This window comes from Actinopolymorpha rutila (assembly GCF_013407855.1).
Classification (GTDB): Bacteria; Actinomycetota; Actinomycetes; order Propionibacteriales; family Actinopolymorphaceae; genus Actinopolymorpha; species Actinopolymorpha rutila.
In genome coordinates, this window is the sequence record NZ_JACBZH010000001.1 from 3,934,223 (window position 1) to 3,952,126 (window position 17,904).

At 66.5% G+C, this 17,904-nt stretch carries 15 protein-coding genes; 4 read left to right on the top strand and 11 right to left on the bottom strand.

The window, feature by feature from the left end; translation table 11 throughout:
- Position 1 precedes the first annotated feature (1 nt).
- From trxA to F4554_RS17620, 8 genes are all read right to left on the bottom strand, one after another.
- Positions 2-466: a thioredoxin gene (gene trxA, locus F4554_RS17585; protein WP_179788577.1), complete on the bottom strand. Its 465-nt coding sequence runs from the start codon at positions 464-466 to the stop codon at positions 2-4.
- 28 nt (positions 467-494) lie between these two features.
- Positions 495-3,119 (bottom strand): ATP-dependent chaperone ClpB, encoded by a 2,625-nt coding sequence (gene clpB, locus F4554_RS17590; protein WP_202889331.1) that lies wholly within the window; start codon positions 3,117-3,119, stop codon positions 495-497.
- On the bottom strand, positions 3,116-3,568 hold the full coding sequence (locus F4554_RS17595; RefSeq protein ID WP_179788579.1) for a chaperone modulator CbpM: 453 nt from the start codon (positions 3,566-3,568) through the stop codon (positions 3,116-3,118). The genes clpB and F4554_RS17595 overlap by 4 nt, the downstream gene beginning before the upstream one ends.
- The gene (locus F4554_RS17600) at positions 3,568-4,656 is read right to left on the bottom strand and encodes a DnaJ C-terminal domain-containing protein (RefSeq protein WP_179788580.1); all 1,089 of its coding nucleotides are present in this window, start codon (positions 4,654-4,656) and stop codon (positions 3,568-3,570) included. The genes F4554_RS17595 and F4554_RS17600 overlap by 1 nt, the downstream gene beginning before the upstream one ends.
- Before the next feature lie 7 nt (positions 4,657-4,663).
- Entirely contained in the window at positions 4,664-5,236 is a 573-nt protein-coding gene (locus F4554_RS17605; RefSeq protein WP_179788581.1) for a nucleotide exchange factor GrpE, read from the bottom strand.
- Positions 5,237-5,261: 25 nt separating this feature from the next.
- Positions 5,262-7,202 carry a molecular chaperone DnaK gene (dnaK, locus tag F4554_RS17610; RefSeq protein WP_179788582.1) on the bottom strand — a complete coding sequence of 647 codons (1,941 nt, stop codon included), beginning with the start codon at positions 7,200-7,202 and terminating at the stop codon, positions 5,262-5,264.
- A gap of 545 nt (positions 7,203-7,747) precedes the next feature.
- Complete coding sequence (locus F4554_RS17615; RefSeq protein ID WP_179788583.1) at positions 7,748-8,542, bottom strand: HAD family hydrolase; 795 nt, start codon at positions 8,540-8,542, stop codon at positions 7,748-7,750.
- 137 nt (positions 8,543-8,679) lie between these two features.
- Complete coding sequence (locus F4554_RS17620) at positions 8,680-10,104, bottom strand: NAD-dependent succinate-semialdehyde dehydrogenase (RefSeq protein WP_179788584.1); 1,425 nt, start codon at positions 10,102-10,104, stop codon at positions 8,680-8,682.
- Positions 10,105-10,303: 199 nt separating this feature from the next.
- Between F4554_RS17620 and F4554_RS17625 the strand changes: the two genes are divergently transcribed.
- Positions 10,304-10,600: a hypothetical protein gene (locus F4554_RS17625; RefSeq protein ID WP_179788585.1), complete on the top strand. Its 297-nt coding sequence runs from the start codon at positions 10,304-10,306 to the stop codon at positions 10,598-10,600.
- Between the two features lie 45 nt (positions 10,601-10,645).
- Here F4554_RS17625 and F4554_RS17630 read toward each other — a convergent pair whose 3' ends face one another.
- The gene (locus tag F4554_RS17630; RefSeq protein ID WP_179788586.1) at positions 10,646-11,404 is read right to left on the bottom strand and encodes a DUF2267 domain-containing protein; all 759 of its coding nucleotides are present in this window, start codon (positions 11,402-11,404) and stop codon (positions 10,646-10,648) included.
- 1,139 nt (positions 11,405-12,543) lie between these two features.
- Between F4554_RS17630 and F4554_RS17635 the strand changes: the two genes are divergently transcribed.
- Entirely contained in the window at positions 12,544-13,785 is a 1,242-nt protein-coding gene (locus tag F4554_RS17635; RefSeq protein WP_179788587.1) for an FUSC family protein, read from the top strand.
- A 405-nt stretch (positions 13,786-14,190) separates the two neighbouring features.
- Positions 14,191-14,559, top strand: coding sequence for a thioredoxin family protein (locus F4554_RS17640; protein WP_202889332.1), 369 nt, complete (start codon positions 14,191-14,193; stop codon positions 14,557-14,559).
- 345 nt (positions 14,560-14,904) lie between these two features.
- On the opposite strand, the gene F4554_RS17645 is transcribed toward F4554_RS17640, so the two are convergent.
- Positions 14,905-16,401, bottom strand: coding sequence for an NAD(P)/FAD-dependent oxidoreductase (locus tag F4554_RS17645; RefSeq protein ID WP_337796304.1), 1,497 nt, complete (start codon positions 16,399-16,401; stop codon positions 14,905-14,907).
- A gap of 46 nt (positions 16,402-16,447) precedes the next feature.
- Positions 16,448-16,963 carry an Hsp20/alpha crystallin family protein gene (locus F4554_RS17650; RefSeq protein WP_179788590.1) on the bottom strand — a complete coding sequence of 172 codons (516 nt, stop codon included), beginning with the start codon at positions 16,961-16,963 and terminating at the stop codon, positions 16,448-16,450.
- Between the two features lie 434 nt (positions 16,964-17,397).
- On the opposite strand from F4554_RS17650, the gene F4554_RS17655 reads away from it, so the two are divergent.
- Positions 17,398-17,748, top strand: coding sequence for a hypothetical protein (locus F4554_RS17655; protein ID WP_179788591.1), 351 nt, complete (start codon positions 17,398-17,400; stop codon positions 17,746-17,748).
- Positions 17,749-17,904: the final 156 nt, after the last annotated feature.

The following is a 17,904-nucleotide window of genomic DNA, read 5'->3' on the forward strand; positions in this document are numbered from 1 at the left end:
GTCAGGTCTGTTCACCGCCGGCCGATCCTCGGCCCAGCGCCTCCTCCACCCAGGTACGCAGGCGCGCGGCAGGGGCCGCGCCGAGCTGGGTGGACACCACCTGGCCCGAGCGCATCACCAGCAGCGTGGGGACGGCCTGGACGCGGAAGCGTTCGGACACCTGGCGTGCCTTGTCCACGTCGACCTTCACCAGCTTGATTCGGCCGGCGAGGTCGCGGGCGACCTGTTCCAGCGCCGGGCTGACCATCCGGCACGGGCCGCACCAGGTTGCCCACAGGTCGACCACGACCGGCAGCCGCGAGCGCTCCACCACTTCGGCGAACGTTTCGTCGTCGGCGTCGACGATCCACGGCAGCGGTGCGTGGCAGTTGCCGCACCGGGGTTCGCCGTCCCCGGTCGCCGGAACGCGATTGCGGCGACCGCACTTGGCGCACTCGACGACGTTCGTCTCGGTCTGTGTGGTCATCAGTCCCGTTCCTTCCTCCATCGAACCCTCAGGCGGCCTCGAGCCGCGTGGCCGGCGTGGGGTTGTGGTAGGACACCACGATCTCTCCGTCGTGGGCGTCGACGGTGATCTGCGCGCCGTCGTGGACGTCGCCGGCGAGGAGGGTGCGGCCGATCCGGGTCTCGACCTCTCGGGAGATGAACCGGCGCAGTGGCCGGGCGCCGTAGACGGGGTCGAAGCCTTCCAGCGCGATCAGCCGGCGTGCCTGTTCGGTGACGTCGAGCCTCATCCGCCGGTCGGCCAGCCGTGCCCGTAGTTCGTCGAACATCAGGTCCACGATGCGTTCGATCTCGGCCTCGGTGAGCGGCTTGAACAACACGATCTCATCGACCCGGTTGAGGAACTCCGGCCGGAACCGTGACCGCAGGTCGGCCATCACCCGCGCCCGGGCGTCCGGGCCGATCTCCCCGCCGGTGGTCGCGCCCTCCAGGAGGTACTCCGACCCGACGTTGGAGGTCATGATGATGACCGTGTTACGGAAGTCGACCGTGCGGCCCTGGGCGTCGGTGAGGCGCCCGTCGTCGAGGACCTGCAGCAGCAGGTTGAACACGTCGGTGTGGGCCTTCTCGATCTCATCGAACAGCACCACCGAGTACGGCTTACGGCGGACCGCCTCGGTCAGCTGCCCGCCCTCCTCATAGCCCACGTACCCGGGCGGGGCACCCACCAGCCGGCTCACCGTGTGGCGTTCCTGGTACTCGCTCATGTCGATGCGGACCATGTTGTCCTCGGTGTCGAACAACGCCTGCGCGAGCGTCTTGGCCAGTTCGGTCTTCCCGACCCCGGTGGGCCCGAGGAAGATGAACGACCCGATCGGACGGGCCGGGTCCTTGATACCCGACCGCGCCCGGATCACCGCGTCCGCGACCAACTGGACCGCCTCGTCCTGGCCGATCACCCGCTCGTGCAGCACCTCATCCAGCGTCAGCAACTTCTCCCGTTCACCTTCCTGCAGGCGGCTCACCGGGATACCGGTCCACCGGGACACGATGGAGGCGATCTCCTCCTCGGTGACCACCTCACGCAGCAGCCGCCGCTCACCGAGCCTCTCACTCAGCTGCTCCTCCTCCGCATGCAACCGGCGTTCCAGCTCCGGCAGCCGGCCGTGACGAAGCTCCGCGGCACGGTTCAGGTCATAGTCACGCTCGGCCTGTTCGGCGTCACGGCGTACCTGCTCGATCTCCTGCCGCAGCTCCTGCACCCGCCGCAACGCCTGCCGTTCGGCCTCCCACTGCGCCCGCATCGCGTCCGCCTGCGCGTGCAGGTCGGCCAGCTCCCTGCGCAGCTGCGTCAACCGCTCCTTGCTCGCGGCGTCGGACTCCTTGCCCAGCGCGGCCTCCTCGATCTCCAACCGGCGCACCCGCCGGGTCAACTCGTCCAGTTCGGCCGGCATCGAGTCGATCTCCGTCCGCAGCATCGCGCACGCCTCATCCACCAGATCGATCGCCTTGTCGGGCAGGAACCGGTCAGAGATGTAGCGGTGACTCAGCACGACCGCCGCGACCAGCGCGGCGTCCTGGATCCTCACACCGTGGAACACCTCCAGACGCTCCCGCAGCCCGCGCAGGATCGAGATCGCGTCCTCCACCGACGGCTCGTCCACCATCACCGGCTGGAACCGGCGTTCCAAAGCGGCGTCCTTCTCCACGTTCTTGCGGTACTCCTCCAACGTCGTCGCACCGATCATGTGCAGCTCACCGCGGGCCAGCATCGGCTTGAGCATGTTCCCCGCGTCCATCGCACCCTCAGCCGCACCCGCACCCACCACCGTGTGCAACTCGTCGACGAACAACAAGATGCGCCCCGCCGCGGCGCGGACCTCGTTCAGCACCGCCTTCAGCCGCTCCTCGAACTCACCGCGATACTTCGCACCCGCCACCAGCGCACCCATGTCCAACCCGAACACCACCTTGTCCCGCAGCCCCTCCGGCACGTCACCGTTGGCGATCCGCTGCGCCAGGCCCTCCACGATCGCGGTCTTCCCCACCCCCGGATCACCCACCAGAACCGGGTTGTTCTTCGTCTTCCGCGACAGGATCTGCACCACCCGCCGGATCTCACCGTCCCGCCCGACCACCGGATCCAACCGGCCCGCCGCGGCATCGGCCACCAGGTCCCGGCCATACTTCTCCAACGCCTCATACGCCGCCTCCGGCTGCGCGGAGGTGACCCGCTGGTTCCCCCGGATCCGGGTCAGCGCCGCCAGGAACCGGTCCCTGGACAGGCCCAGATCGTGCAGCAACCGGCCCGCCGACGTGGCCGGCCCCTCCTCCAGCAACGCCACCACCAGATGCTCCACCGACACGTACTCATCCTTCAGCCGCTTCGCCTCCCGGTCCGCGGTGTCGAGCAGCCGCGCCAGCCGCTGCGTCACAAACACCTGACCCGGCTCCACACCCGGCCCGCCGACCCGAGGCCGGCGTTCCAGCTCATCCTCCACCTGCTTACGCAACAGATCCGGATCCACACCCGCCTGCACCAACAACCGCGGCACCAGACCCTCCGGCTGGTCCAACAGGGCCAGCAACAGATGCTCACCATCGACCTCGGTATGCCCGAACCGCAACGCGGCGGACTGCGCCTCCTGCAAAGCCTCCTGGCTCTTCTGAGTCAACCGGTTCGGGTCCACAAGTGGCCTCCATAACGTCGGGCGGCAGACGGCTGTCCGCGCCCACTGGATCTGGTGACGATGCGCCTACCTGCGTCAACAGAGGTAGACGGCTGCGGCGAGTGCCGCGGGAGGCGCATACCGGCCGCGCGTTCGGCCGCCTCCAGTTGCGCGATCCGGTCCAGCAGGTCCAGCACCACACCGATCCCGGCGTAGTTGAGACAGAACCCGGCCCGCAGACGTTCGATCCGCGCGGCGCGGGCGACCTGGGCGGGCGCGAAGTGCAGCCGGCCGCTCGGATCGGCGTCCGCGTCCAGCAGGCCGAGCACCACCAGCCGGCGTACGTGGTCCGGATGCAGCCCCACCCGGGCGGCGAACTCCTCCAGACCAAGGTGCACCTGCCGGCCGGGGCGCTCCTCCCGGCGAACCCGCATCCGGACGAGTGCGAACGACATCAGCGCCTCCCTGCCCCGGAACCAGATGACTGACTGGACGTGCCGGGCGCGCCGGTGCCGGAGTCCGCCCGCGGGTCGAACCCGGAAGCCTGGGCCAGTTCCGACCACAGCCGGCGTTCCTCCTCACTCGGGTGCGGCGGCACCATGATCCGGACCTGGGCGTACAGGTCGCCGGGGTTGCCGTTCGGGTTCGGCATTCCCCGGCCGCGCAGCCGCAGCGACCGACCACTGGAGGTGCCCGGCGGGACTTTGACCTTCGCCTCACCGCCCGGGGTGTCGACCGCGACGGTCGCGCCGAGGGCCGCCTCCCACGCAGCCAGCGGCAGGTCCAGGTGGATGTCGCGACCACGTACGCGGTAACGGGGATGCGGAAGGAGCCGGACGACGAGATGGAGGTCGCCGGGCGGCGCGCCGTCGCTACCCTGCCCGCCCTGCCCGGCCAGCCGGATCCGCTGCCCGTCGGTGACACCGGGCGGAACGTTCACGTCGTAGCGCCGGGTGCCGCCCGGCCCGGACAACGTCACCGACCGCGGCCCGCCCCGGTAAGCCTCCTCGACCGTCAGCGGGAGTTCGGCCTCCTGGTCCGCACCCGGGATCGGTCCGAAACCACGACCGCCCCGGCCCGCCCGCCCACGTCCGGCGCGACCTGCCCGCCCGCCGAACATGCCGCTCAGCAGATCCTCCAGATCGACCTCCTCCCCCTCGACACCACCGAACCCCTCGAACCCCTCGAACCCCTCGAACCCGCCGAACCCGCCGGCACCGCGAGCACCCGCACCCGCCCGCGCACGACCACCCGCCCTGGCCCGCGCCTGCGCCTGTGCCTGGGCCTGCATCCAGGTGTCGGGGTCGACGTCGTCGGGCACCCGACGGAAGTCCGCCCCGAACACGTCGTACCGCTTGCGCAGATCCGGATCGGACAGCACGTCGTAGGCCTCCGAGACGTCCTTGAACCGGTCCTCGGCACCTGGGTCCTTGTTGACGTCGGGATGGTTCTCCCGCGCCAGCCGCCGGTAGGCGCGCTGGATCTCCTCCCGGGTGGCCGTCCGGGGTACCCCGAGAACCTGATAGAAGTCGCGGTCGGCCATCACACCCTCACGCCGCCTTCGTCGCCACCACCACGCCCGCCGGCCGCAGCTGCCGCTCCCCCTCGCCGTAGCCGGGGCTCACCACGTCCAGCACCGTCCCGGCCGGCACCTCGGCACTGGGCACGGTGGCCACCGCCTCGTGCCGGGCCGGATCGAACACCGCGCCCACCTCGCCCTCCTGACGCGGGAAACCGAGGCCGGCAAGCACCCCCACCGCCTGTTCCAGAACGGCCCGAACACCCTCCAGCAACGAGTCCTGCTCCCCCTCCGGTCGCGCCGCCTGCGCATGCGCCACCGCACGGTCGAGGTTGTCCACGACCGGCAGCCACCGCGCGGCCTGGGTCGCCACGACCTCGGCGCGCTGCCGGTCCAGTTCGCGGGCGTACCGCTTGCGCTGGTTGTCGGCATCGGCCACAGCCCGCCGCCACCGGTCCTCGAAGTCCGCCGCGCGCGCTCGCGCCTCCGTGAGCGCATCGTCGCGGCCGGGCGGGCCCGGCTGGTCGTTCGCATTCTGCACGTAGGTCTCGGTTGCCCCCGGCCGGTCAAGGTCCGGCAGGTGCTCCGGCTTCTGCTCGGTCATCGCAAGCCTCAGTCCGTGGTGAGCCTCAGTCCGTGGTGAACTCCGCGTCGATCACGTCCTCGTCCTCGGTCGCTCCACGCTGCCCGGGCACACCTTGACCGCCGGGTCCACCGCCGGGTCCACCACCGGGTTCACCACCTGGTCCGCCTGGTCCGGGCCCACCGTCCCCACCGCCGGAAGCGCTCAGGCTGTGGTAGATCTGCTGCAGCTCGCCGGTCAGCGACCGCAGCCGCTCCAGCGGAGCACTGTCGTCCTTGACCGCCTGGCGGGCATCCCCCAGCAACAGTTGAGCGCGTGCCCGCTCGTGCTCGGGCGCGACGTCGCCGAGTTCGCCCAGCCGCCGTTCGACCTGATAGGCCGCCGCGTCCAGACCGTTGCGGGCGTCGACCACCTCCCGGATCCGGGCATCGTCGGCGCGGTACCGCTCGGCGTCGGACACCATCCGGTCCACCTCGGACTTGTCCAGATTGGAACTCTCACTGATGGTGATCCGCTGCTCGGCCCCGGTGTCCTTGTCACGGGCGGACACGTTCAAGATGCCGTTGGCGTCCACGTCGTAGGTCACCTCGACCTGCGGCTCACCACGCGGCGCGGGCCGGACGTTCTCCAGCCGGAACCTCCCGAGCACACGGTTGTCACTCGCCCGCTCACGTTCACCCTGCAACACCACCACATCGACCGCGGACTGGTTGTCCTCCGCCGTACTGAACGTCTCAGTACGCCGGGCCGGGATGGTCGTGTTGCGGTCCATCACCTTCGTCATCACCCCACCCAACGTCTCGATGCCCAGCGACAACGGAGTGACGTCGAGCAGCACGACATCCTTCATCTCCCCCTTCAGCACCGCCGCCTGGATGGCCGCCCCCAGCGCCACCACCTCATCCGGGTTGACAGTCATGTTCGGGTCCTTGCCACCGGTCATCCGCCGGACAAGGTTCTGCACCGCAGGCATCCGGGTCGCCCCACCGACCAGGATCACCTCATCGATATCGTCCGCGGTCACCTTCGCATCAGCCATCGCCTGCTCCACCGGGCCACGGCAGCGTTCGACCAGATCGTGGGTGACCTCCTCAAACGTCGACCGCATCAACGTCGTGTTCAGATGCTTCGGACCGGTGGCATCGGCAGTGATGAACGGCAGGTTGATCGTGGTCTGGGTAACCGACGACAACTCCACCTTCGCCTTCTCCGCCGCCTCGAACAACCGCTGCAGCGCCTGCGGGTCACGCCGCAGATCGATGCCGTCGGAGCGCTGGAAGTCCTCGGCCAGATAGTCCACCACCCGACGGTCGAAGTCGTCACCACCCAGATGGGTGTCGCCCGCAGTAGCGCGCACCTCCACCACACCGTCGCCGACATCGAGCAGACTGACGTCGAACGTCCCACCCCCCAGATCGAACACCAGAACAGTCTCATGCCCCTTCTTGTCCAGCCCGTACGCCAGCGCCGCCGCCGTCGGCTCGTTGATGATCCGCAGAACCTCCAGCCCGGCGATCCGCCCCGCGTCCTTGGTGGCCTGACGCTGCGCGTCGTTGAAGTACGCCGGCACCGTGACGACCGCCTCGCTCACCTTCTCACCAAGGAACTTCGCCGCATCCTCGGCCAACTTGCGCAACACCAGCGCGGAAATCTCCTCCGGGGAGTACAACTTCCCGTGCACATCGAACCGCACCGCACCGTCCGGCCCGGACACCACATCGAACGACACCGCGTGGATCTCACTGCCCACCTCGTCAAAACGCCGGCCGATGAACCGTTTCGCCGACGTGATCGTGCCCTTCGGGTTCAAAATCGCCTGGCGGCGGGCCAACTGACCCACCAACCGCTCACCCTGCTCGGTGAACGCCACCACCGAAGGCGTCGTCCGCTGACCCTCCGCATTCGCGATCACCGTGGCCGTCCCGTCGACCACCGCGGCAATCACCGAGTTCGTCGTACCCAGATCGATACCAACCGCTTTCGCCATGATCAAATCCGTTCAGAAGTCTCAACTGCAGGTCGTGTCCGTCGCCGAACCGCTCTGTGGATGAGCCACATCAGCGGAACGCGTGCAGCACCGGAAGACTGTGATCCAGACCGGATACCTGGAGGCAGAGATTCGACCGGGAACGTAACAACCACGAGGTCGCGAAAGTCTGCACACTACCTCGCAGTCTCACGCCCAGAGAGCAGAGTGTAAAGAGGCTTCCAGCATCGAATCGCCGAGCCACCTTTTAGTACTGTCCCGCACGGAACTGCGCGGCTCTTCACTTGAGTTGGCGCGGCCGCCAGCGATCCGGTAATCACACTAATATCACCAGCCTCCGAACCTTCTTCCGTCGGACGCCGATGATTCGCGGTCCGGCTGTATCAAGGGGACTTGAGTCGTGACAGAACTGTCGACGGCCCTCCGCAAAGAGGCCGAATTACCGGTCCCCACCATCGGCTCACCTCGCATACGTGGTATCCCACGCCTGTCCAACAGAGGGGCCGGGTCGAACTAATTCCTGGAGAAGTACCCCACAGACCGGATTAACCGTGCCTGGTGGCCAGGCGCCCGTCGGCCAACGCGGCGACGTCGACATCATCGAGGGTGGTGACCACGATGTCGGCGTTGGCCCTGGCCAACAGGTCGGCGTCATCGGCTCTGGCGACCCCGATCGCAGACATCGCGCCGGCCTTCGCGGCCTCGATTCCGGCCACGGCGTCCTCCACGACGAACGAGTTCTCCGGCTTGACCTGGAGCTCGTGCGCTGCGGTGAGGAACATCTGTGGATCCGGTTTTCCGTGGGCGAGATCTCGGCCCGAGACATCGGCATCGATGAAGTCCAACAGCGTGAGCCCCGGGCGTACGGAAGGCGAGGAAATGTGGTGCTCTGAGGCGAATGTGTCAAGCCGGATCCTTCGCAGGATGAGCTTGGTGTTCGTCGACGACGAGGCGGTCGCTGTGCGGATCCCGGCATCCTTGACGGCGATGATGAACCGCAACGCGTCGGGAAAGGGGGTGAAGTCTCCGGCCTCGATGAGACGGACCACCATCGCCTGCTTGCGGTCGGCGTACTCCGCTGCTCGCGTACCCTCCTCATCGTCGGGAATGTCGAAGTAGGCAAGGGCTGCCTGCGCGCCGCTCATGCGTGGCTTGCCCGACAACTCCTCCTGGTAGACGCGCGACGTGAAGGCTTCCGGCGTCCAGCCCGTCTGGTCGCGGGTGTCGCGCCAGTCCGGTTGCATCAGCTCGCGCAACGACTCACGCCACGCCTTCTCGTGCGGCGAGTCGACGAGGACACCGTCGACGTCGAAGATCGCGCCCTCGAAACGTGTCGGCATGTGTCATTCCTGACCCAGCTCCTTGCGCGCACCCAGGTGGTACCTGGATGGAGCTCCGGTGGTACCTGCGTCACCTGGCCACTCCGCCTCGATGGACGGTGCTCGCGCCCGGTCCCCATTGTGCGCGTAGGTGCTGCTCAGCCCTGGGCGAAGCCGATCGCCGAGGTCGTCGGGAAGGTGCGGATCAGTTTCCGGTTGACGAACTCCTTGATCCCCAGGTCGGACAGCTCTCGCCCGTACCCGGAGCACTTGATGCCGCCGAAGGGCAGTTCGGGTCGGGACGAGGTGGGGTGGTTGACCCAGACCATGCCGGTGTCGAGCCGCTCGGCGACCCGGTGGGCTCGGTCGAGATCCCGGCACATGACGACGCCGCCCAAGCCGTACGGGTTGTCGTTGGCCAGGCTGGCGGCCTCGTGGTCGTTGGCGACCTGGTACACCACCGCCGCCGGCCCGAAAAGCTCCTCGTGGTAGGCACGCATCCCGCGGCGTACGTCGGTGAGGATCGTCGGCTCGACGAAGGCGCCGGGCCGGTCGATGCGCCTGCCACCGGTCACCAGGGTGGCGCCCTGCGCGACGGTGTCATGGATCTGACTCACGAGGTTCTCGGCGGCCTCTTCGGACGAAAGAGGGCCGAGGGTCGTCGCCGGGTCCATGGGGTCGCCCGGGGTGAGCGCCTCGAAACGTTGGCGCAGCCGACCGACGAACTCGTTGTAGACGTCGGACACAACGATCATCCGCTTGGCGCTCACGCAGCTCTGCCCCATGTTGCCCAGGCGGCCGACAACGGCGGCGTCGATGGTCCGGTCGAAGTCCCTGCCGTCGAGCACGATAAACGGGTCGCTCCCGCCGAGCTCCAGTACGGTCTTGTCGATCCTGCGCCCGGCACGCTCGGCCGCGCTCGCACCTGCCCGGTCGCTGCCGGTCAGCGAGACCCCCTGCACCAGTGGATTGTCGATGATCCGCCCGATCCCGGATCCGCGTACGAACAGGTTCGTGTAGACGCCGTCGGGAGCGCCCGCGTCCCGGAACAGCTGCTCGAGCGCGAGTGCCGACTGCGGGCAGTTGCTTGCGTGCTTGAGCAGGATCGTGTTACCCGCAACCAGGTTGGGCGCCGCGAACCGAGCTACCTGGTAGAGCGGGTAGTTCCAGGGCATGACGCCCAGGAGCACGCCGAGCGGCCGGTTCGTCACGACGGCGGTGCCCTCGTCCACGGTGATCGGCTCGTCCGCGAGGAGTTCCGGCCCCTGCTCGCCGTAGTACCGGAGGATGTCGACCACGAGATCCACTTCGCCGTAACTCTCCTCGATGAGCTTGCCCATCTCCAAGGTCACGGTACGGGCGAGCCCGTCGCGGCGCTGCTGCATCAGGTCGGCAGCCCGGCACACGGCCTGCGCGCGTTCCGCGGCGGGCAGCCACCGCCATTCCTGGAACGCCCGCTGAGCCTGGTCGACTGCTCGGTCGGCCTCCTCGTCGGACATCGCGGGGAACTCGCGCAGTACCTCGTTTTGGTACGGATTGATGCTCTGGATCGACGTTCGTGCGACTGATGGCGTGACGGTCATGATGTCTCCCCGACCGATTGACTACCGTCAAGCACATGCCGACGGCCGGGCGGTGGGCAAGGCCGAAAGCCCTGTCCTGGTCGGGTCGATCCGGACCGCCCCCGTCCCCCGGGGTCGTGAGCCGGGTTTTCCATACCGAAGGAATAACGGCTGCGGGCCGGGGCAGGAGCACAGGGGAAGCGGGGGAAGGAAGGGCACTGTGAAAAGGATCCTCGAGTTCGACTCGGCCCCACCGGGCTGGTATGCGCGCTGGCGGATGAGCCCTCAGGTCACCAGGTCGTCTCCGGTGACCGTCTGGGCGTTGGTGGAGGACTCCGAGTCCGGTGCCAGACAGATCGTCGGCGTCGACGCCCTCGGCCAGTGGCAGGGCAGCCTGGAGAACGACCCCGGCTGGGACTTCGTGCGTTACTTCTACCTGAGCGTTGACGCCGGGCAGCCGGATGACCTGTTCAGCCCGGTGCAGAGCCAGATGGAGCAGGTGCCCCCTCAACGGTGACCAACGGCAGGTCGCCCGCTCGCTGGGCGACGACTGCGTGCGCGATCAACCCGACCACAGGGCCGCGTACTTCGGGCCGAGTTGTGCCACGACGTCGTGGAACTCCTCGCCGACCGCCTCACGCAGCGTGGTCATGACCGCTCGAGCGTGGACGAACGCCTCCTGCGGTGTCACACCTTCGCGCTCGGCCACCCGGGCAAGGAACCTCTCCACCGACATGCGCTGGGCCTGATCGGCATCCACGGACCTGCCGGCTCGTAGGGGGTCATGGAGCGGGGAGGGCAACCTGCTGATCAGATCGTCGACCTCCCCCGCGGCGATGCGCTCGGCGAGGGTTTGGAGAACGGCATCGGTGACCCGACTGGCATCGCCGTCATGGAGCTGGGCACGCTGGGCAACCCGCTCGAGGAAGGCCCCGGCCGGAAGGATTTCCGGTCCGGTGGGTAGGACAAGGACGAAATCCTTGGGCAGTTGCGCGACGAGGTGGGCGAACTCCCGCTCGCTCAGCGCGCGCGAGAGTGCCGTGAAGACCGCACTTGCGGCCCGGGTCGCGGTCGGAAGGTCCATGTCGCCCCGCTCCGCCACGCGACGGATGAACTCGTCGACATCGAACCCCTCTGCCGGTTCAGCGGTGAACAGCAGTGGACCCAGCTCCGGCGGAAGCTCGCCAGCGAGATGACGTGCCTCGGTGGGGGAGATCCGCTCGGCCAGGGTCTGCAGAGTGGCAGCGGTAGAGCGGTCAGCCCCGACTCCTGTGGCCCCGCCACCTCGTTCCACGATGGTCAGAAACTGGTCATAGTCCATGTTCTTGCATCTCTTCGCTGCAAAGGATGGAGCCCGGCCGACGGATCCTGGTGGACCGACGCCGGCCGAGCAATTCCAGCTGCCGCGGCGGCGAACATGCCATGATGATGCGCGGCGGCTGATTCGATGTCGTCATACTTGCGTTGGGCTGCATCCGTGCTGATCACTCCGCACCGGTGAATCTTCGCGAAGTCACCGTAGGAAATTTGTAGTGTGCCTTTGTGTCGACAGACTCCTCGTCCTCGATACCGAGGTACCACTTCCCATACAACTAGAAACCGTGCTCCTCGAGGCAAGTATTCTCGTCCTGGCCGGGTCAGTCGATGCTCGCTCCATGCGTCCTGTTCGTCGATGACATACCGTCCTTGACAAGTCGTCCGGCAGGATCGAATGCACTTTCGTTCAGCTTCGTGCTCGTGATCTCTCTCCTTCCAATGAGGATCATGATGTCCGCCCACCGTCATTGGCCTGTCCGCGGTCGCTCTCCCGACAGTCATCGGCACTTCCCCGGTTGAGATGTTCGTGCACCGACCGCGCGGCCATCGACCGAGGAGTCGCCGGCTGGGACGATCAAAGGTAACGGCCGGACGCGTCAGGTTTGAATGGTGGACTACAGTCCAAGGTCCGACGGGATGTCATCGATTTAACGATGGGACACACGGTAACGGCCCTTAACCGCGTTCACGATCACCTTTGAGGACCGCTTCCTCCCCACGTGATCAGTAAACCCAGGCGCTCAGAGTTTCAGCGACTTCTCGGCAGTCCCACACGACGTGGCACAATGCTGAGAACAACCGGGAATCTATCAGACGATGGACGCGCATTAGCCGACTCTTTGCTGGTACAGAGCAGAAAGTTCCAGAAAATTTGTTCACTGCCTATACCGCGATGACATCCGAGATGGCGATCGGCGGCGCCTCTGGTGGGACGGTTACACACAAGCGACCGCCGTCGCCGGGTACTCCTCCGGCACGGCGTCGACGCTCCATGTGTCTACCTGTGTCAGGCGCGAGCTGGTGCTAAACCACCGATGGCGGCCAGGTGCCCGTGGGGCGGAGCGGCAGCTGAAACACACCCACGGACCTGCCCAGATTGTACGCCTGACCCGGCGAGGCCCTGACGCGTTCGCCCGACAGGCCGTGCGGGCCACGGCCGCCGCGGTCATCGCCTACGTTGTGGCGCAGCGGGTGTCGGGCAGTCCGCAGCCTCTGCTGGCGCCGCTCACCGCGCTGATCGTCGTCCAGGTCACGCTGTATGCCACCCTCACCAGCGGAGTGCAGCGGGTGGTCAGTGTGGTCGTGGGTGTACTCGTCGCAGTTGGCTTCGCCCACTTGGTGGGACTCACCTGGTGGAGTCTGGCGATCTTGATCTTTGCTTCCCTAGCACTGGGCCGGGTCCTGCGACTCGGGCCGGCTGTACAGGAGGTCGCCATCAGCGGCATGCTCGTAATAGGGGTTGCCAACCCAGCGGCAACGGCACAAGGACGGGCGCTTGAGACCCTGATCGGGGCCGGGGTGGGAGTGCTGCTGAACCTGCTGGTACCCCCCTCTGTCTACGTCCAGACGGCCGGCGAAGCCGTCGACAAGCTTGCCGACCAGCTCGGTGAGCTACTGCGCCGCATGGCGCGTGAGATCCAGCAGGGAGCGAGCGCCGAGAACGCCAGCTCGTGGCTGTCTGAGGCCCGTCGGATCGACCGGGATTTCGTCAGGGTGGATGTCGCCCTCGCCAAAGCCGAAGACAGCCTGCGCTTGAACCCTCGCGGCCGTCAGCTGCTGCATACGCGGCTGATCTTGCGCAGCCGCATGGACACCTTGGACCACTGTGCGGTATCGGTCCGGTCGCTCTGCCGTACGCTGGTTGAACTTTCCGGCGGCCCTCACCGCAGGGCGCTCCTGTCCGACGAGCAACTGACCGTCTTGCTGGAGGGCCTCCTCAGCCGTCTGGCGGATTCGTTCGACACTTTCGGAGTGATCGTCACCACCGAAATCACTCCGGACACCAAACCCCACCGGGACGATCTGGATCACGCCTTGGCCCAGGCCCGTATGCATCGCGACGCGGCAGCCCAGCTTCTGCGATCACGGGTGTGGCGCGACCCACAGGGCTGGGAGCTGGCGGGAGCCTTGTTGGCTGCGGTCGACCGACTGATGGTCGACCTTCAGGTAGGAACTCGGCCACCCGGGGAGAACCGTAAAGTGACACCACACTCCCGATTGGGCTGGATTCCGCGTCTGGTCGCCCGCCGTTGGGCCACAACAGTCCGTGCCCTCAGGGAATGGACGGCTCCCGCCGGGTCCCGCAGACGGGCAACACTTTCGCCGCCACCAGGTCCATCCCGGCCGAGCGCTGAACGTGTACTGCGCGAGGAAATCACCCCCTAGTAAAGAAGAGGGAGCCGATCACGGCACATACCCGTTCATCGCGGCGCTGCGATCGCCGGCCGGGCGGAGCTCGGACCCAGTGAGGTTGCCCGCTGGGCGCATTCGCCCTCGACTGAAGGCGCCCCTTTACACGATTCCGTAAGCGGGGGACAATATCCGGTGACGGGGATGTTTCACAACTAAGTCACGGACGTCGTCCACACTCGACAAACATATTTTGTTCGCGGGCCAGGCGCGAACCCGCTTATGGGTCGAAGGGTCAAACCTCGCTGATCCCGGCGATCGTTGACGTCGGACGACAACCTAGGCGGCTCGACATGGAGCGTGAGAAGCCTTATGACGTCGCACGATCTCCCAGCCAGCGTGACATGTGAGCGTTGCGGTCGGATGAACCGGGTATGGAGCATGGCTGAGAGTGCGCCACACTGCGGCAGCTGCAATTCGGCCCTCCCCTGGGTCGTCGACACCAGTGACGACACGTACACCGGCATCGTGGAGAGGTCGCAGGTTCCTGTCCTCATCTACATGTGTGCACCGTGGTGCCCTCCGTGCCGTCGAATGACGCCCATCCTCGAGCAGATCGCCAAGGATCTGGCCGGGCGGGTGAAACTCGTCGAGGTCGAGGTGGACGAAGCGCCAAAGATCATCGAACGCCTCGCAATTCGTTCCGTACCCACGCTCATTGTCATGAAGGGGGGCAAGGCGCTCGCTACACACGTCGGCGCGGCGCCTGCCGTGATCGTGCGGTCATGGGCGGAGGAGGTCCTCGTATAGGCGTCCTCTTCGGCCCCCGTGACGCACGGTCGGCTCCATCGTCGAGGACAACAAGCCGCAGGAGCGAGGTGCGGGCCATCTTCGTGTTCATCGGCACCACTCGCGGCATCAGCCTGACCGCCGCCGACATTCGCACCGCGTGCGGCGGCCATCTCTATGTCGCCAGACCGTGCCTGAGGGCATTGCGCTTCGGCCGGCGCGCCGACCGGTTCGGGCGCAAGAAGCTTGCTTCTGACTACGTTGGCGCTCTATGTCACCGCGACCGTGGCCACGGCGTTCTCGTTCGAGCCGTGATACTTCTTCCTGGTGCGTTCCTCACCGGCATGGGATCGGTGGAGAGGATCGCTAGTTGTCCTCTCGGGCAACCTCGGACCGCCGGTCCTGGTGCCTGGGAGCTGGCACGGCTGGGCGCTCGACTCTGGCCGCGAGTCGGACCGCTGAGCCCTCGACCAGACCGAGTTGGACGACCTGGCGGGGCGAGAGTGCACCGATGAGCCAGTCCGAGGCGATCCGCGCCCGGTTGTCTGGAATGTCGAGCAGGTGGAGCGCGCGAGTCAATACCTTCGCGGGTACGCCGGAGATGGGATATCCGACAGGGCTGGCGACCGCTCTCGCTCCGGCAAGGTCGACTGCGAACCCAAGGTCGTGATGCCGGTACGCACGGCTGCGGCCGTACCCGTAAGCCGCGGCGATGTTGTGGGCAACGCACCTGCCCTGCCGTTCCGCGTGCTGCGCCGTCATGGGAGTGAGTTCACCCGGCCGCGTGCTGTCATGGACTGCGGCCGCGTCGCCACAGGCGTGGATCTCGGGATGACCTGGCACGCTGAGGAACTCGTCGACCACCAATCGACCGCTGGTGGTCGGCAGGCCCAGGCTCTCGACCAGCGGATCCGGCCGCACTCCGACGCACCACACGAGCGAACGGGTGGGTACGAACTCCCCGTCGGACAGCCGCACGCCACGGGCGGACGCTTCTTCCACCGTCGTGCTCGTTCGAATCTCGACTCCGCGCTCGGTCAGGATCCGAGTGGCCGCTACCGCGAGGCGGGCGTCGAGCTGGGGGAGAATGCGAGGCGCCCTTTCGACAAGGAGCCACCGGACCGGCTGTCCGAGGCCGCCAGGGCAGCGCCGAGCGGCCGTGAGGGTTGCCAATTGTCCCTGCGAGGCCACCTCGGTCCCGGTGTATCCCGCACCCACGACCACGAAGGTGCAGCGCTCATTGCGTTCGTCGGCGTCAGCCGTCTGCGCCAGTTCGATCTGCTTCAGCATGTGGTCGCGCAGATAGAGGGCCTCGGCGATGCTGCGGAATCCGTACGCATACTCCGCGATCCCCGGGATCGGAAGGAGTTTGTCCACACTCCCGACAGCGAGGACCAGGTGGTCGTAGTCGAGGGCCTTGCGTCCACCGTCGGGATCGACAAACGCCACCCGCCGATCCGCGACCTCGACCTCGACGACCGTACCCAGAAGGAACTGGACTCCCGGGCAGGCCGCCGCCAGCGGTACCGCGACACGCCGAGGCTCAAGGACACCGCCGGTGACCTCGGGAAGGAGGGGCAAATACAAGAAGTAGTCGGTGGGGTTTACCTGGACGATCTCCATCGTTCCCTTGGTCATCCGCGAGAGAGTCCGCCCCGCGTGGAAGCCGGCGAAGCCGGCGCCGACGATGACGGTGCGCGTGCGCTTGGGATACTCGTTCACGGCCACCTCAGCCCTCTGAAAACGTGATATCGACCCTTCGCCTCCGACGTCGAGTCGACACTCTTCCAACCGGGAAAGGGGCAGCCTCCAAGTCAGAGACGGTCCAGATGACCAGACCCCACGTCGGCTGTCGACTTTCACCAACGGGGAACCAGAAGCATGAACACCTTGCCGCATCCCGACGGGACTACTTCTTCTTGGCGGTCTCCCCTGCTCCCCTTCCGGACTTCTTCTCGTCCGCCTTCTCGTTCGCCTTCTCGTTTGCCTTCTGGTTCGTCTCAGTGCGCTGGACAGGAATAGTCCTCGGCTCGGCCATCTGCTCACGCACCGGAACCGACACCTCGAGGACGCCGGCGTCGTAGCGGGCGGAAATCTCACTCTCGTCGGCCCCATCCGGCAGCATCACCCGGCGCTCGAACAGGCCGTAGTGGAACTCGGTGCTTCCGCGGTCGTGCCTCTCCTCCCGGCGTTCGCCACGAATCGTCAGTATCGAGTTGTCGACCTCAATCTTGATGTCCTCGGGGTCCATGCCCGGGAGTTCGGCCCGGACAACATACGTCCCATCGTCGACGAACTGCTCAACCCTCATACCTCGCACTTCCGTCGGAGCCTGCTGACTGCCCCACGCCAGAACCTGTGGGAGATTCTCCGCCCAGTCGAGGAAGTCGGGGAAGGTACGCATTGCTAGTTGTCGTGTCGCCATACAACTCACTCCTTTGCTGTCACGTACGAGTCGATCACGGTCATCTGCGTCGTTTTCAGGGGCGAGCGGCCCCCGACCACGCGGCACTTTGCCTTTATCCCTTGAAGCTGTCACAGACTCCGCCGCCTTCCCGATACCCGTTCTCGGTCGGCGCGTGCACCTACAGCATGGAATTTCTCAGGACCTAGGGCGAGATCAGGCAAGATGTCTGATCAGAGAAGCAGGTCAAATAAGCGCGCTCCCAGTATTCAGCAATTGGAGTAAGCACGCCCGCCGTCGTGGCATATACGTCGGATGTGCACGCACAACACGATGGCGCAGCCTCAGGACCAGGCCCTTGCGGGCTGTTCTAGTGTGGAATTTGGCCGTGTCCGGACCGATCGAAGGACGAGCAGCCACTCTCAGAGTCCGTCCTGGTCGAAGAGGAGAAACTGATGACAACCAAGCTGAACGACAGAGCGTTCGATTTCGCTAAGCAGCTGGTCAAGGGCGGCGAGTACGTCATCGACGACAAGGACGCGTGGAGCGAGCATCGACCGTCGACAGCGCAGGAGAACGCCTACCTCGACGAACACGGGTTCAGTGCGTACGGGAAGTGGTACCTCGGCGTCGACGACGAGGCTCCCGCAGACACGAAGGCCCATTACAAATTTCCCTATGGAGATTTCACCAAGATCCACCGATGCGGCGTCATCAGCGCCGAGACCCGGGCTGCCCAGCAGAAGTACGACGACATCGAGTCCGCCGCAGGCCACCTCCACGGCATGCTCGACGGCGCCGCTTGACAATCGTCGCGGATGGCTCTGCAGAACCGCCACGGAAGCGCAGACACAACATACCTGGGACCCGTCGAACTCCGTGGTTGCCGACGTAGTTTGGTGCGACCGGTAGCTGACTGTGTCCCAGGAAGATGAACGACCCGATGGGGTTCATCCGAAGCG